We start from the raw sequence: 16,163 nt of genomic DNA, 5'->3' as shown, positions 1-16,163 counted from the left end.
CGATGAAGAGTATGACTGGCTACGGCCGATGCAAGGAACTGATTGGCGAGCGCACAATCACGGTTGAACTGCGCGCGGTCAATCACCGCTATTTGGACTGCACGGTAAAAGCGCCGCGCATGTACGGATTTTTGGAAGAAGCGGTGAAAAAGGCCGCCGCCGCACGCATTGCGCGCGGTAAGGTTGAAGTCTATATCGCCGTTGAGGTGCAGGAGGCGGGCGACATCTCGGTCACCGTCAATCATGCACTGGCAGACCACTATCTGGCCGCACTGAACGATTTGCGCGACCGATACGGCCTTGCCGATGATGTGACCACGATGAGCCTTGCCAGACTGCCCGATGTACTCGGTTCCGACCGTGTTGAGCAGGACGCAGACGAGGTCACACGCGACGTACTGGCCGTGTTTCAAAAAGCAGTAGACAGCTTTGATGAAATGCGCGTGAGAGAGGGCGAAAAGCTCGCCGCCGACGTGCGCAGCCGATGCGAGGCAATCGAAGGCATGGTGGCTGAGGTGGAAAAGCGCTCGCCCGAGCGCGTGCGCGAGCACCGCGAAAAGCTGCTTGCCCGTATGCATGAAGTACTGGCCGATACCTCAATCGATGAGCAGCGCATCCTGACCGAAGCCGCTATTTTTGCGGATAAGACCGCGGTGGATGAGGAAACCGTTCGTCTGCGCAGCCATTTGCATCAGCTCGAGCTTATGTTGGCAGAAAAACAGGCAATCGGCCGCAAAATTGATTTTCTCGTGCAGGAGATGAACCGCGAGGCCAACACCATCGGCTCTAAGGCGAACGATGTGGAAATGGCGCGCACTGTGGTGGACATCAAGAGCGAAATCGAGAAAATCCGCGAGCAGATTCAGAACATCGAATAAACGCTTTACCGCGAAGGGGGAAGATTTGCTGTGAAGCTGATTAATATCGGTTTTGGCAATATGGTTGCAGCCGGAAGGCTGATTGCAATCGTCAGTCCGGAGTCCGCGCCGATTAAGCGTATCGTGCAGGAAGCGCGCGACCGCGGTGTGCTGATTGACGGCACTTACGGCCGCCGTACCCGCGCCGTGCTGATTACGGACAGCGATCACGTCGTGCTCAGTGCGCTGCAGCCGGAAACCGTAGCCGCCCGCTTTGAGGGCGGCGCAGAAGAAGGGGGAGCCGAGGATGCGTAAGGGAACGCTGTATGTATTTACCGGGCCGTCGGGCGCGGGCAAGGGCACACTGCTGTCCGAAATCCGTAAGGGAGACGACCGACTGTTTCTCTCCATTTCGGCCACCACGCGCGCGCCGCGTCCGGGCGAGATTGACGGCGTGCATTACTATTTTCTGAAAAAGGCTGATTTTGAGAATAAAATTTCGGAAAATGCTTTTTTGGAATATGCCGGATACGTGGATAATTACTATGGTACGCTGGCCGCGCCGGTCGACCGCATGCTTGAGGACGGCAAGGATGTCATTCTCGAAATTGAGGTACAGGGCGCGATGCAGGTCAAAACCAAGCGACCGGATGCCGTGATGGTATTCATCGCACCGCCGTCGTTTGAGGAGCTGGCCGCGCGTCTGCGCGGACGCGGCACGGAGGACGAAGAAAAGGTGCAGAAGCGCCTGTCGATCGCGCAGCAGGAGCTGAAAAGCATTGACCGCTTTGATTTTGTCGTCGTAAACGATGAAATTGAGCGTGCCGCGCGCGAGCTTCGTGCGATTATTGATGCACGCCGCGCCTGAATTTTACTTAGCAGACACATTTCATGGAGATATAAGGAGAAATTATTATGCTGAAACCGTCTATGCAGGAACTGATGAAACGAGTAGGAAACCGCTATCTGTTGGTCAATCTGGCCGCACAGCGTGCCCGCGATTTGGCCGATCAGGCTGAGGAAAACGGCGATCCGCTTACGGATAAAGCCGTCAAGCTGGCGCTCGACGAAATTGCTGACGGATCTATCGTGTACCGTCCCGGCCCGCGCGTTGAGCCGGTGCTGCCGCAAAATCATCCGATTGCCGTTGCTATGGTCGACGTGGATTCACTTGACTTGGATGAAGAGGAAGAAGCGTTTGAGGACGAGGAAGAGCGCGTCGAGGACGAATATGCCGACGAACTCGATGACGGCGATATGTCGGACGAGGACCAATAAGTCATGAATCTCGGCGGAAAAACCATTGTCCTTTGCGTGACGGGCGGCATCGCGGCCTATAAAGCCGCTGATTTAACCTCGAAGCTGCGGGGGGCAGGCGCACAGGTGCGCGTGTTGATGACCGAATCGGCCACGCAGTTCATCACGCCCATGACCTTTGAGGTGCTTTCGGGATACCGTGCGGTTGTGGACACGTTTGACCGCAATTTTTCGTGGGAAGTGGAGCATGTTTCGCTGGCCAAAGCGGCTGATGTGTTCGTCATCGCACCTGCGACCGCAAATATCATTGCAAAAGCCGCGCACGGCATTGCGGATGATATGGTGTCTACCACTTTGCTTGCAACCCGTGCGCCCGTGGTTATCGCGCCCGCGATGAATACGGGTATGTACGATAACCCGGTCACCGGCCAGAATCTGGAGACATTGCGCGGGCGCGGCGTTCACATGGTAGAGCCTGCCTGCGGTCGCCTCGCCTGCGGCGACACCGGCCGCGGCAAGCTGGCCGACACCAACGAAATCCTGCATGCAATCGAGCAGGCGCTCACAGTGCAGGATTTGGCGGATTTGAGCCTGCTGGTCACCGCAGGGCCGACGCAGGAAGCGCTCGATCCGGTTCGGTTTCTGAGCAACCACTCCTCCGGCAAGATGGGCTATGCGATCGCTGCCCGTGCCGCGCTTCGCGGCGCGAAGGTGACGTTGGTTTCCGGTCCGACCGCGCTCGCCACTCCGGCGGGGGTCACGCGGGTCGATATCACCTCGGCGCGTGAGATGTTTGACGCGGTCGTATCTCGTGCGGATCGTCAGGATATAATTATCAAGGCGGCTGCCGTGGGGGATTATCGTCCGGAAACCGAAGCGCAGGACAAACTTAAAAAGAGCAACGACGAGATGAATATCGCGCTGACGCGAAACCCCGATATTCTGGCCGAGCTGGGACGGAAAAAGCGTCCGGGGCAGCTGCTGTGCGGCTTTGCGATGGAGACACAGAATCTGCTGCAAAACGCCGCCGATAAGCTGCGGCGCAAAAACTGCGATATGCTGGTTGCCAACTCCCTGCGCGAAGCGGGGGCGGGCTTTCAGCATGACACCAACGCCGCGACCCTGCTGTTTGCCGACGGCCGGCAGGAAACCGTGCCGCTGATGCAGAAAGAGGAGCTGGCAGACTGCATCCTTGACCGTCTGCTCGTGCTGCGCGAAAGCGTACAATAACCAAATCCGTATAGGGAGGGGTTCTGTGGCGGATACCATATGTGCGGTCGCCGTGGACGCGGCGACCTATGCAATCGACAAATTATATTCTTACCGTGTGCCGGACGAGCTGCGGGGACAGGCCAAAATCGGAAGCCGCGTCCTCGTGCCGTTCGGCTTTGGCAATAAACGGGCGGAAGGCGTGGTGCTGGCGTTTAAGGACGGCGCACCCGACCGAAAGCTAAAGCCTGTCGTTGAGGTGCTCGATGATGAACCGATTCTGACGGGCGAGCAGCTAAAGCTTGCTGCATGGATGCGGGAGCGGCTGTACTGCACGTTCTTCGACTGCGTGCGCATCATGCTGCCCGCCGGTTTGTGGTTTAAACGGCGGGAAACCTATACGCTCAGTCAAACGGCCGACCTTGCCGCGCTGCATGCCCGAGAGGGCGTGCACGGCGAGGTGCTGCGGCTCTTTTCCGAACCCGGACAGACGCTTGCGCTTGAGGACATCCGTGCCAGAAGCGGCGGCAAAAGCATGACCCGCGTGCTCGATGAACTGACCGCCGAGGGAGTATTGTCGTATCACAGCAACACCACGCGCAAATCTAATGATGCGACCGAAAAAATGCTTGCTCTTGACATGGAATACGAGCAGGCGATGGCGCGGGTTGCCGCGGGTCGAAGTGCGGTGCGGGCAGATATTATATCCGTTTTGGGCGACGGCGGGCAGATGAGCCAGAAGGAACTTTGCTATATGACCGGCGCGTCGGACGCGACCGTGCGAGATATGATAAAAAAGGGATTTCTGTGCGTGCGGTATGAGGAACGGCTGCGTGCACCTGACTTTTCGGAAATTCCGCGTGCCGCGTCGTCTGTGCTGTCCAATGCGCAGCAGGAGGTGTTCGACGGGATTGCCCCGCTGATGGACGAAAACGCGCCCCGCGCCGCCCTGTTATTCGGCGTGACCGGCAGCGGAAAGACGCAGGTGTACCTGAAGCTCATTGAGAAGGCATTGGCAGACGGCAAAAGCGCGATTGTGCTCGTGCCGGAAATAGGTCTGACCCCGCAGGTGCTGCGCCAGTTCGTCGGCCTGTTTGGGGATGAGGTTGCGGTCTTACACTCAGCACTTTCGGTGGGCGAGCGGTATGACAGCTTTAAAAAGATTAAATCAGGTCGCGCCCGTGTCGTGATCGGCACGCGGTCGGCTGTTTTCGCGCCGGTTCAGAATCTCGGTGTGCTCATCGTGGACGAGGAGCAGGATGGCGCATATAAATCTGAGCAGTCTCCGCGCTATCACGCGCGGGACATAGCGAAATACCGCGTTGCTCAACACGGAGCACTGCTCGTTCTGGGTTCGGCAACTCCATCGGTGGAAACCTATTACGGTGCGCAGCAGGGCAAATATCCTGTTTTTCGTCTGACCGAGCGTTTCATGGGCGCGTCACTGCCCGAGGTTGTGATTTCGGACATGCGCGGTCTGACTCGAGAAGGCTATTCCGGCATGATTGGCTCGCAGCTCGCCGAGGAGATTGAGCGGACCTTAGAAGCGCACAAGCAGACCATCCTCTTTCTCAACCGCCGCGGCAACAGCCGGGTCATCGGCTGCGCAATCTGCGGGTGGGTGCCAGAGTGCCCCTCCTGCTCGACGACAATGACCTACCATTCGGCGTCCGGTCGCGCGATGTGCCACTATTGCGGCGCTTCGGTCAAGGTGACGGGCGCGTGTCCCCAGTGCGGCGGCAGCGAGCTGTTCACCGAAACACCGGGCACGCAGAAGGTGGAGGAGGAACTGCATGAGAAGTTCCCGCACGCCCGCGTGCTGCGTATGGATGCAGACACGATGAACACCAAAAACGCCCATGAAAAGCTGCTCAGCCAGTTTGGGCGGGGCGGGGCAGACATCCTGCTCGGCACACAGATGGTAACCAAGGGGCTGGATTTTGAAAACGTCACGCTGGTCGGCGTGCTGGACGCGGATCAAAGCCTATATGCGCAGGATTACCGTGCGCGGGAGCGCACCTTTTCGCTCATCACACAGGTAGTCGGCCGCGCGGGGCGGCGGTTTGACGAAGGCCGTGCGATTATCCAGACATACAGCCCGACTCATTCGGTGATTTTGACTGCGGCGCGGCAGGATTATGAAAAATTCTTTGAAACCGAACTGGAAACACGGCAGGCGCTATGTTGTCCGCCGGTGGCCGATTTGCTCGTGCTGACCGCGGTGGGCGAGGTTGAGCAGCAGGTGCTGTCCTCACTGCTCGCGCTCAAAACAAGGCTGCAAAGCCTGATGGCGGGTCAGTATGCCGACGTGAAGGCGCCGGTGTTGGGACCGGCGGCGGCGCAGGTCGTGCGCGTGATGGGGCGGTATCGCTATCATTTGACTCTGCGCGGCGTGGAGAACGCACGGCGCAGACAGCTGATTGCGGGCGTGATTCGCGAGTTCATGACCGACAGCAAGAACCGCGGCGTGACACTTTTTGCTGACTGCAACCCCGATTTATAGGAATACATCCGGAAAACACTGCATTTTTTAGATAAAAGGAGAACACGATTATGGCACTTCGCAAGATTTTAACGCAGGGTGATGAGCAGCTGCTCAAGCGCAGCCGCAAGGTAGAAAAGTTTGACGATCGCCTGCACCAGCTGATTGACGACATGCGCGAGACACTCGAAAATTCGGGCGGTGTTGGCCTGGCCGCGCCGCAGGTCGGTGTGCTGCGCCGCGTGGTTGTACTGCTCGACGTCAATACCGAGCCGGAAGAGCTGATTGAGCTTGTCAATCCTGAAGTCATCGAAAAGCGCGATGAAGAGCGGGTCATCGAAGGCTGCCTGTCCGTTCCCGGCGTTTACGGCTATGTCACGCGCCCAACATGGGCAAAGATTCGCGCGCAGGATCGCGACGGCAACTGGTTTGAGCGCGAGGGCGAGGGCATGGTAGCACAGTGCTTCTGCCATGAGACCGAGCATCTCGACGGCCACCTGTTCACCGAAAAGGTGGAGGAATATGTCGACATGGATGCCTTGCAGGCAGAAGACGAGGCGGACGGCGAATGAGAATCGTTTTCATGGGCACGCCGGATTTTGCCGTGCCGAGCCTGCAGGCGCTGATTGACGCAGGGCACGAGGTCTGCGCGGTTTACACCCAGCCCGACAAGCCGCAGGGACGCAAGCAGGTGCTGACCGCGCCACCCGTCAAGGCGTTGGCGCTTGCGCAGGGCATTCCGGTATTTCAGCCGAATACACTGAAAAACGAGGACGAGCAGGCGCAGCTTCGCACGCTCGCCCCGGAACTAATCGTCGTTGTGGCCTATGGAAAGCTGCTGCCGAAGGCGGTGCTTGAAATTCCGCCGCGCGGTTGCATCAACGTGCACGGCTCGCTCCTGCCGCGCTGGCGCGGGGCGGCGCCCATCCAATGGGCGGTCATTGCAGGCGACAAAACAGCCGGCGTGACGACGATGCAGATGACCGAGGGACTGGATACGGGCGATATGCTGCTGAAGTTTGAAACCGAAATCGGCGCGCGGGAGACGGCAGGCGAGCTGTTCGACCGTCTGGCGGCGGCGGGTGCGGAACTTCTGACCGATACCATCGTCAAACTCGATACCATTACCCCGCAGCCGCAGGACGACAGCCAAAGCTGTTACGCGAGCATGCTCAATAAGGAGCTTGCCGTGGTCGATTGGTCAAAAACCGCGCGGGAGATTGACTGCCTGATTCGAGGCCTGAACCCCTGGCCGGTGGCGCTGAGCATGCTCACGGGCGAGCGCATCAAGCTCTACTCCGCTACCCCGTGCGAGGGGCGCGGCACACCGGGCGAGGTGCTGAAGAGCGATCCCAAGTCCGGGCTGGTTGTTGCCTGCGGCGAGGGTGCGCTCCGTCTGGACGATATTCAGCTGGTCGGCGGCAAGCGGATGGATAGTGCGGCCTTCCTGCGCGGTCACGCGGTCGCAGCCGGAACGGTTCTCGGAGAATAAAAGGAGATAAGTTATGCCTTATTATGGTTTTTACGGAATCGACATGTACTATCTGGTGCTGATTGTGCCCTGCATCATTCTGGCGGCATGGGCGCAGATGAAGGTCGGCTCGACGTTCCGCCAGTATTCGGGCGTGCGAAGCATGCGCGGACTGACCGGGGCGCAGGCCGCCGCTGCCGTGCTGCGTCAGAACGGTGTCAGTGACGTGCGCATTGAGCGTGTACATGGCAATCTGACCGACCACTTTGACCCGCGAAGCAATGTGATCCGCTTATCAGACTCGGTGTATGACTCGACCTCGGTCGCGTCAATCGGCGTTGCCGCGCATGAAGCAGGGCACGCTGTGCAGTACGCGGTCGGCTATGTGCCCATCCGTATCCGCTCGGCGATTGTACCGCTGACGCAGTTCGGCTCAACCGCTTCGTGGCCGCTGCTGCTGCTCGGCATTTTCCTGTCGAACGACCTGTTTATTCAGCTCGGCATTTGGGCGTTTGCGTTGTCGACCATCTTTCAGCTGGTCACACTGCCGGTGGAGCTGAACGCTTCCAATCGGGCGTTGTCCGCAATCGAGCAGGGCGGCCTGCTCACGGCGGACGAGTACCCGATGGCGAAAAAGACGCTGTCCGCCGCCGCGATGACCTATGTTGCCGCATTGGCAACCTCGCTCGCGCAGCTGCTGCGTCTGCTGCTGCTTTTCGGAGGACGGAGACGCGATGATTGATGTTCGTCCGCGCACCCCGCGCGAGGTTGCGGCGTTTTCTCTGTTTTCCATGGCCGAAGAGGGCGCGTGGTCGGACGGAGCGCTGCATTATTATTTGAACCGCGCAAAGCTCGATTCGCGCGATGCGGCACTTGCTACACGCATGCTGTATGGCACGGTGCAAAACGAGCTGCTGTGCGATTATTATTTGCGTCGCTTTTCCTCGGTGCGGCTCAAAAAGATTGCACCGCGCGTGCTGGCCTGCCTGCGGCTTGGCGTTTATCAGCTGGTGCTGATGGATAAAATACCTTCACACGCGGCGGTTTCTGAAACCGTCGAGCTGGTGCGCCGCCGGTGCCATGCAAACGAGCGCACCGTATCCTTCGCCAATGGTGTGCTGCGCAGCGCCGCGGCAGCCGTACAGCAGGGCACGCTGCCTGTGCTTGACTGCCCGGACAAGGAAAGCTATTACTCCCTCAAATACAGCCATCCGGAGTGGCTGGTGCGGCTGCTGTCCGCGCAGTACGGCCAAAAGGAAACGGAGCGCATTTGTCAGGCGAACAATGCCGACGCGCCGACCTCGGTACGGGTCAATCTGCTGAAAACCACACCTGCCGATGCGCAGGCAGAGCTGGTGCAGGCAGGTCTGACTGTCGAGGTGCATCCGTCCTTTGCGGAGATTCTGCTTGTTTCGGGCGGCGATGTGGCGGCGCTTCCCGCGTTTATCGAGGGACGTGTGACTGTGCAGGACGCGGCGAGCGCACTCGCGGCGGCGGTCGTTGATCCCACGGAAAACAGCTTCGTGCTTGACTGCTGCGCCGCGCCGGGCGGCAAGAGCTTTGCCATGGCGGAGCGGATGCGGAACACCGGCACGGTGATTTCGTGCGATATTTATGAGCACAAGCTGCAAAAAATCGCGGACGGTGCACAGCGTCTGGGGCTGACCAATGTGCGGCCCACACTGGCTGATGCGTCCAAACCAAACGCCGAATGGCAGGGCAAGGCCGACTTTATGCTGTGCGACGTGCCGTGCTCGGGTCTTGGCATCATCCGCAAAAAGCCTGAGATCCGTTTCAAAGACGAACACGAGATCGAGGGACTGCCCGTAATCCAGTCAGCCATCCTGCAAAACTGCGCGCAGTACGTCAAAGCAGGCGGCACGCTGGTCTACTCGACCTGCACGATTCTGGCGCGCGAAAATGAGGATGTTGTCCGTGCCTTCCTTGCGGAGCACGATGATTTTGAAGCGGTTTCGTGGTCGCATCCGGTCTGCGGAACGCGTGAAAACGGCATGGTGACGCTGTTGCCGCACCTGCACGGCACGGATGGATTTTTTATCGCAAAAATGAGGAAAAAGGCATGACAGAAATCAAATCCCTGACGCTGGAAGAACTGAAAAGCGCGCTGAAGGATATGGGCGAAAAGCCCTTCCGCGCCGGACAGATCTTCAAATGGCTGCACGAGGGCGTGCAGTCCTTTGAAGAGATGTCCAATATTTCGAAGGAGCTGCGTGCAAAGCTGGCGGAGCACTTTTTACTGACCGTGCCCGAGGTGGCGTGCAAGCAGGTATCTCAGGTTGACGGTACAGTCAAATACCTCTGGAAAATGCGGGATGGAGACTGTGTTGAGTCGGTGCTGATGCACTATGAGCACGGCAACACGGCCTGCGTTTCCACACAGGTAGGCTGCCGCATGGGCTGTAAATTCTGCGCATCGGGACTTGGCGGGCTTAAACGCCATCTATCGGCCGGAGAAATTTTGGATGAAGTTTTATTTATGCAGCGCGACAGCGGTGAAAAAATCAACAATATTGTGCTCATGGGCACAGGTGAGCCGCTTGATAACTATGATAATGTTCTCAAATTCCTAAATCTGGTAACTCGCCCAGAAGGTATCTGTATTGGTCAGCGCCATATTTCCTTGTCAACGAGTGGAATTGCTGATAAAATAGAAAAGTTAGCAGGCGAAAAATTGCAGATTACCTTATCTGTTTCCCTGCACGCACCAGACGATGAGACACGCTCCTCAATCATGCCGGTTAACGATGCGTATCCCGTCGAGCGGCTGATGCGAGCCTGCAATTACTATTTCGATACCACCGGCCGCCGCATTTCATATGAGTACATGATGGCGCGCGATAAAACCGATCAACCGTGGCAGGCCGAAAAACTGGCAAAGCTGCTGCGGGGACGTCCGTCGCATGTCAACCTGATTCCGCTCAATGAAGTGGCGGAAAGTCCGCTGCAGCCATCGACTAAGGAGAGTGTGCGGCGGTTTCAGCAGGCGCTCGAAAAACGCGGTGTGACCGCGACTGTGCGCCGCAAACTCGGGCCGGATATTGATGCGGCCTGTGGACAGCTGCGAAGAAGAGAGTTAAATCAAACGCCGTAATGAGGTGAAAGACAAGATGGAATGGTTCGGTATGACCGATAAGGGCCGTGTGCGCCCGACCAATCAGGACATTTACCGTATCGAGACGAACGAGAAAAACGCTGCCGCACTGCTGATTGTGTGCGATGGCATGGGCGGAGCCAACGCGGGAAACGTGGCCAGTCGCTTTGCCGCCGACTCGTTTGTTGCAATCATCCGCGAGGCGCTGGCGGACGAGTTGGCAAGTGAAAAACGCCGGCAGCTGCTCAGCGAAGCGCTTACCGGTGCCAATGACACAGTATTTATGCTGGCCAAGCGTCAGCCGGAATTCCGTGGCATGGGTACAACACTGGTCGCCGCGCTCGTCAAGGGCGAGGAGGTCACGATTATCAATGTCGGCGACAGCCGCGCCTATCTATTTGACGGCGAAACGCTGCACCAGTTGACCGAGGACCATTCCTATGTGGAGGAAATGCGCCGGCAGGGCCGAATTACCGAGGCCGCGGCGCGCACGCATCCGCAGAAAAACCTGATTACCCGTGCGGTCGGCGTCGATCCGACGGTGGACGGAGATTTGTTTGAGGTGCATCTGAATCCAGAGGAAATCCTGCTTCTATGTACAGACGGCCTCACCGGTATGGTGGAAGACGATCAAATTGCACAGACACTGCATACTTCAAAAACGCTCGCAATCGCTGGGGATGCACTGCTGAACCTGGCGCTGGAGGCGGGTGGACGGGATAACATTACAGTCGCACTGTTTTGCCGCGGCGGGACAACGGCAGAAGAGGAGGCGTAACCCCATATGGACAAATACATAGGAAAGCTGCTCGGCGGTCGGTATGAGATTATCGACGTGGTCGGCGTTGGCGGTATGGCTGTGGTCTACCGTGCGCGCTGTCATGTACTCAACCGTTTTGTCGCGGTTAAGATCCTGAAGGACGAATTTGCCAAGGATCCGGATATCCGCCGCCGCTTCTCGATTGAGTCGCAGGCGGTTGCCAAGCTGAGCCATCACAATATCGTGTCGGTGTACGACGTTGGCAATGATAACGGCGTGGACTATATCGTGATGGAGCTGATTGAGGGCATTACGCTCAAGGAATATATGCAGAAGAAGGGAAATCTGTCGTGGCAGGAGGCGTTGTTCTTTGCCCAGCAAATCTCCCGCGCGCTGATGCATGCGCATTCGCGCGGCGTCATTCATCAGGACATTAAGCCTCAGAACGTCATCATCCTGCGCGACGGTTCGGCCAAGCTGACCGACTTCGGCATCGCCTCCTTTGCGACGACGCAGGAAACCCGGGTGGTGCAGGAGGCCATTGGCTCGGTGCACTATATTTCGCCGGAGCAGGCCAAGGGCTCGACGATTGATTTCCGCACCGATATTTACTCGCTCGGCGTGGTGCTTTACGAAATGCTGACCGGCAAGCTGCCCTTTGAGGGAGAAACTGCTTTGCAGGTCGTCATGCAGCACCTCAACGCCGTGCCGCTGCTGCCCAGCGAAATACAGGCGGGCGTGCCGCGCGGCATGGATGACATCGTCATGCACGCAATGTGCGCCAACATTAATAAGCGCTATGCATCGGCAGAACAGCTTTGTACCGATTTGGAGCGCATCAAGGCCAATCCCGAGGTACGGTTTGGCTATGAATGCACCATGCAGCAGGACGAAGGTGAAACGCAGGTGCTTGACCGCGAGGTGCAGATGGCTGCACGGCGGACGCCTGTTTCGCCCGAGCGTGACCGTGCCACGGCGCCCAAGGAGCGAAAAGCGGTGGCTGTTCATGAGCCGGAGACGCTGCTCGAGCGCATCGGTGAACGTCCGGCGGTCGCGGCAATCATCTCGGTTGTTGTCGTTGCGGTGATTGCGCTGATTGTAGTCGGGGCATTGGTGCTGACCGGCGGTTCGGGCAATGACAAGGTCGAAGTGCCGAACTTTGTGTTTCAAGATATTTCCGCTGTCATGGCGGACGATTCGTGGAAGGACAACTTCAACGTCAGTGAAGCCGATAAGCGGGTAGAGTCGGACAAGCCTGAGGGTACGGTCATTAAACAGAGCGTCGACGCGGGCAAACAGGTGAAAAAGGGCACAAATATTGTCCTTACGGTGTCCGCAGGCGGGCCTGATGTGGACAATAGCTATCCGATTCAGGATTTCAAGGGCGAAAAAATTGATTATGTCACCACGGTGCTGGGACAAAAGGGAGTTCTGTTCCGCGTGGAGCAGGAGGACTCTGCGGACGTGGAATCCGGCAGTGTCACCCGCACCGAACCTGCTGCGGGCGCAAGCCTTGCAGAGGGACAAACGCTGGTCGTCTGGGTCAGCAAGGGACAGGAAAAGATCAAAATGCCAGGCCTTACCGGACGCTCGCAGGACGAAGCTCGACAGATTCTGGAGAGCAACGGCCTGAAGATGGGCACGGTCGAGCCGGTTGAAAGCAATATGGCAATTGATACGATTGTCGAACAGTCGGTCAAGACCGGCGACGAGGTGAGTAAGGGTACCGCAATCGATTTGAAGGTGTCGAAGGGGCCGGCGACGGTCACACCGCCGACGACCGAACCCCCGGGATCCGGCAGCGGGGATGGCGAGCAGCCGTCCGGCGGGGAGGAGCAACCGACGACACCGACAACCGGCACAGCCAGTGTGACCGTCGTACTGCCGACTGATATTGAGACGGCGCACGTTGTCATCTCGTCGGGCGGGCAGACGCTGTATGAGGGCGATCACGCCACGGCAAACAGCACGGTCACCATTCCCATTACCGGCCCTGCCGGTTCGCACGAGGTGACGATTACGGTCGACGGCCAGTCAGCCGGCGGCGGCACGTATACGTTCAACTGACGAAAAGGAGATACGCTTTTTGATTCAGGGCATCATTTTAAAGGGCATCGGCGGATTTTACTACGTGGATACGCCGCAGGGTGTAATCGAGTGTAAAGCGCGCGGCAAATTCCGCAAGACAGTCGGCAAGCCGATTGTGGGCGATCGGGTAGAGCTTGACCTGCAGCCGGAAGGCACGGGCTATCTGCAGGAAATCGCCGAGCGGCGCAATACGCTAGTGCGTCCGGCGGTTGCGAATATCGATTTGCTGGTCGCTGTGGCTTCGGCTGCGCCGCCGGTCACCGACCCGTTCCTGATTGACAAGGTTACGGCGATTGCGGAGCATAAGGGCATGGACGTATTGGTCGTCATCAACAAGACCGATGAGAATGCGGGCGATGAACTGTACGAAACCTACTGCAAAAGCGGTATTGAAACCATGCGCGTTTCCGCACTGACCGGTGAGGGTATCGACGAGCTGCGGGCGCATCTCGCAGGTAAGGTCGCGGCTTTCGCAGGCAATTCGGGCGTGGGGAAGTCGAGCGTACTCAACCGTCTGGACAATCGGTTCGAGGCCGAGGTCGGCACAATTTCCGACCGCATCGGCCGCGGACGGCACACCACCCGCCACGTCGAGCTGATGAAGCTGGCGTGCGGCGGCTACATTGCGGACACGCCCGGCTTTTCCTCGTTTGACACCGAGCAGATGGACTTGGTGCTCGCGGACGAGCTGCAATATGCGTTCCGTGAGTTTGCGCCGTATATCGGGCAGTGTAAGTTTACCGGCTGTGCACATGTCAAGGAAAAGGGCTGCGCCGTCATTGCGGCAGTCGAAGCGGGTGAAATTGCGAAAAGCCGGCATGACAGCTATGTGAAGCTCTATGAAAGCGTAAAGGATTTAAAAGAATGGGAACTTTCCAAGGGCGGCACGCGCTGATTTTTGCGGCTGCACCCGAAACTGAATATGACTACATCAGGGATTTTCTGCGTGAGCATCCGCATGCGATAATTGTGTGCGCCGACGGCGGACTGCGGCATGCGCGAAAGCTCGGTTTGCACCCGGATTTCATGGTCAGCGACTGCGATTCGCTGAGTGAGACCGAGGGGACAGAGGTGCTGCGGCTTAAGCCGGAGAAGGACGATACCGACACGCAGTCCTGTCTGCGCGAGGTGTTTCGCCGCGGGTGTACCGAGGTGACGCTGGTCTGCGCGACGGGCGGACGAATCGATCATATGCTTGCAAACCTCTCCCTTTTGGAGGAAGCGTACGCCATGGGCGGACAGTTGACCGTGCTCGACAGGCAGAATAAAATCGTTTTGCATGAAGGCGGTCATCAGAAATTCAAAATGACGGAAAACTATCATTACTTCTCCATCGTGCCGCTTGACTCGGTACTGAAAGGCGTAACGATAGAAAATGCCAAGTATCCGCTGCATTCCGTCACGGTAACCCGCGCGGGTATGATTACGATCTCAAATGAAGCAACCGCACCCGAGTTTGTGGTGGAAATCGAGCAGGGACGTGCACTCATCGTCTTTACACACGATTGAGCACCTCCTTTTTGTGAAAATTCGACACGAGAGCCGCCCTGAGGGGCGGCTTTTTTCTACCTTGTGAATTTTGCAATTTTCCTACCTCGGACTTGCAAAGTCGGCAAAGGGAGCATATAATAAGGTAGCAAGAGAGATGTAAGGAGTGAAAACCGGTGGCACTGAAACCGATTTCTAAGATTGCCGCGGGCGTACAGGCATCGACCACGCTCGTAATTGATTCCATGTTCAAGCAAATGAAGGCGGATGGACTGGATGTTGTCGGCTTTGGCGCGGGCGAGCCTGATTTTCCCACGCCGATGCACATCAAGCAGGCGGGTATTGACGCGATTGACAATAACCTGACCCGCTACACCCCGGCAGCCGGATTGATGGAGCTGCGCCGCGCCGCGTGCTACCGTCTGAAAGCGGACTGCGGTTTGGATTACGAGCCGGAGGAGATTGTTGTGGCTTCCGGCGCAAAGCACTCTGTTTATATTGCGCTGATGACGCTGTGCAACCCGGGGGACGAGGTTGTCATTGCCGCGCCCTATTGGGTGTCGTACAGCGAGATGGTTAAGCAGGCGGGCGCGATTCCGGTGATTGTTTCGGCCACCGAGGCGCAGGATTTTAAAATCACCGCCGAACAGCTGGATGCTGCGATTACGGATAACACAAAGGTGTTCATGCTCAACTCGCCCTCGAACCCGACCGGCATGGTCTATACCCGTGCAGAGCTGGAGTCCATTGCAGAGGTTTGCTGCCGCCGCAATGTTTACGTAATTGCGGACGAAATTTACTGCAATCTGGTGTATGACAATCTGGAATTCGTCTCCTTCGCGTCGCTCGGTGCGGATATTAAGGAGCGCACGATTGTCGTCAACGGCGTGTCCAAGTCCTATGCCATGACCGGTTGGCGCATTGGCTACACCGCCTCCAACCGCGAGCTTGCCAAGGTCATGTCCAACTACTTGAGCCACTCGACCTCGGCGCCGTCTACCATTTCGCAGCAGGCGGCTATTACCGCATTGGTCGGCCCGCAGGAGGATATTCATGAGATGTGCCGCGCGTTTGAGGCTCGACGCGATCATTTGGTAGAGCGAATGAACCATATTGACGGCGTTTCCTGCATCAAGCCGCAGGGTGCGTTCTATGTCATGATGAATATGCAGAACTTCATTGGAAAAAGCATGTACGGCCGGATGATTCAGTCGGCTGAGGAGTTTGCGCAGCTGTTTCTCGAAAAGGGCTTGGTTGCGACCGTGCCCTGCACGGCCTTTGCTGCTCCGGGTTTCCTGCGTTGGAGTTATGCAACTTCGCTTCAGGAGATTGACAAAGGACTCGACCGTTTGGAGCAGTTCATAAAAAACGCGTAAAAACGACCTCATGCGCCGGATTTTCTTGAAAAAAACAGCGTAAAGTGATAAACTAAGAACGGA

General features: G+C 57.6%; 16 protein-coding genes. All 16 read left to right on the top strand.

From position 1 onward, the window contains the following. The first annotated feature begins 2 nt into the window (after nt 1–2). The 16 genes from QOX26_RS00735 to QOX26_RS00660 all read left to right on the top strand — a co-directional run bounded on the left by QOX26_RS00735 (nt 3) and on the right by QOX26_RS00660 (nt 16,100). Nucleotides 3–878, top strand: coding sequence for a YicC/YloC family endoribonuclease (locus tag QOX26_RS00735; RefSeq protein WP_283672973.1), 876 nt, complete (start codon nt 3–5; stop codon nt 876–878). 30 nt (nt 879–908) lie between these two features. Next, nucleotides 909–1,172 (top strand): extracellular matrix/biofilm regulator RemA, encoded by a 264-nt coding sequence (gene remA / locus QOX26_RS00730; RefSeq protein WP_283672972.1) that lies wholly within the window; start codon nt 909–911, stop codon nt 1,170–1,172. Continuing rightward, nucleotides 1,165–1,725, top strand: coding sequence for a guanylate kinase (gmk, locus tag QOX26_RS00725; protein WP_283672971.1), 561 nt, complete (start codon nt 1,165–1,167; stop codon nt 1,723–1,725). The genes remA and gmk overlap by 8 nt, the downstream gene beginning before the upstream one ends. 47 nt (nt 1,726–1,772) lie before the next feature. Further along, entirely contained in the window at nt 1,773–2,135 is a 363-nt protein-coding gene (gene rpoZ, locus QOX26_RS00720) for a DNA-directed RNA polymerase subunit omega (protein WP_283672970.1), read from the top strand. 3 nt (nt 2,136–2,138) lie between these two features. Then, entirely contained in the window at nt 2,139–3,344 is a 1,206-nt protein-coding gene (gene coaBC / locus QOX26_RS00715; protein ID WP_283672969.1) for a bifunctional phosphopantothenoylcysteine decarboxylase/phosphopantothenate--cysteine ligase CoaBC, read from the top strand. A gap of 25 nt (nt 3,345–3,369) precedes the next feature. Continuing rightward, on the top strand, nt 3,370–5,826 hold the full coding sequence (gene priA, locus QOX26_RS00710; protein ID WP_283672968.1) for a replication restart helicase PriA: 2,457 nt from the start codon (nt 3,370–3,372) through the stop codon (nt 5,824–5,826). 50 nt (nt 5,827–5,876) lie between these two features. Next, nucleotides 5,877–6,377, top strand: coding sequence for a peptide deformylase (def, locus tag QOX26_RS00705; RefSeq protein WP_283672967.1), 501 nt, complete (start codon nt 5,877–5,879; stop codon nt 6,375–6,377). After that, complete coding sequence (gene fmt / locus QOX26_RS00700; RefSeq protein ID WP_283672966.1) at nt 6,374–7,297, top strand: methionyl-tRNA formyltransferase; 924 nt, start codon at nt 6,374–6,376, stop codon at nt 7,295–7,297. Before def ends, fmt begins: the two co-directional genes overlap by 4 nt. 13 nt (nt 7,298–7,310) lie before the next feature. Beyond that, on the top strand, nt 7,311–8,018 hold the full coding sequence (locus QOX26_RS00695; RefSeq protein WP_283672965.1) for a zinc metallopeptidase: 708 nt from the start codon (nt 7,311–7,313) through the stop codon (nt 8,016–8,018). After that, on the top strand, nt 8,011–9,360 hold the full coding sequence (gene rsmB, locus QOX26_RS00690; RefSeq protein WP_283672964.1) for a 16S rRNA (cytosine(967)-C(5))-methyltransferase RsmB: 1,350 nt from the start codon (nt 8,011–8,013) through the stop codon (nt 9,358–9,360). The genes QOX26_RS00695 and rsmB overlap by 8 nt, the downstream gene beginning before the upstream one ends. Next, nucleotides 9,357–10,388, top strand: a complete 1,032-nt coding sequence (gene rlmN, locus QOX26_RS00685) for a 23S rRNA (adenine(2503)-C(2))-methyltransferase RlmN (RefSeq protein WP_283672963.1) — start codon at nt 9,357–9,359, stop codon at nt 10,386–10,388. Before rsmB ends, rlmN begins: the two co-directional genes overlap by 4 nt. A gap of 16 nt (nt 10,389–10,404) precedes the next feature. Beyond that, a complete protein-coding gene (locus QOX26_RS00680; protein WP_283672962.1) occupies nt 10,405–11,166 on the top strand; it encodes a Stp1/IreP family PP2C-type Ser/Thr phosphatase in 762 nt (253 codons plus the stop codon). A 6-nt stretch (nt 11,167–11,172) separates the two neighbouring features. Next, nucleotides 11,173–13,215 carry a Stk1 family PASTA domain-containing Ser/Thr kinase gene (gene pknB, locus QOX26_RS00675; protein ID WP_283672961.1) on the top strand — a complete coding sequence of 681 codons (2,043 nt, stop codon included), beginning with the start codon at nt 11,173–11,175 and terminating at the stop codon, nt 13,213–13,215. A gap of 22 nt (nt 13,216–13,237) precedes the next feature. After that, nucleotides 13,238–14,131 (top strand): ribosome small subunit-dependent GTPase A, encoded by an 894-nt coding sequence (gene rsgA, locus QOX26_RS00670; protein WP_283673301.1) that lies wholly within the window; start codon nt 13,238–13,240, stop codon nt 14,129–14,131. Beyond that, nucleotides 14,101–14,745: a thiamine diphosphokinase gene (locus QOX26_RS00665; RefSeq protein ID WP_283672960.1), complete on the top strand. Its 645-nt coding sequence runs from the start codon at nt 14,101–14,103 to the stop codon at nt 14,743–14,745. The genes rsgA and QOX26_RS00665 overlap by 31 nt, the downstream gene beginning before the upstream one ends. Before the next feature lie 161 nt (nt 14,746–14,906). After that, nucleotides 14,907–16,100, top strand: coding sequence for a pyridoxal phosphate-dependent aminotransferase (locus QOX26_RS00660; RefSeq protein WP_283673300.1), 1,194 nt, complete (start codon nt 14,907–14,909; stop codon nt 16,098–16,100). The last annotated feature ends 63 nt before the right edge of the window (nt 16,101–16,163 follow it).

Source organism: Butyricicoccus sp. Marseille-Q5471 (assembly GCF_951230135.1).
GTDB lineage: Bacteria > Bacillota > Clostridia > Oscillospirales > Butyricicoccaceae > Agathobaculum.
This window is presented reverse-complemented; position numbering and strand designations above follow the sequence as displayed.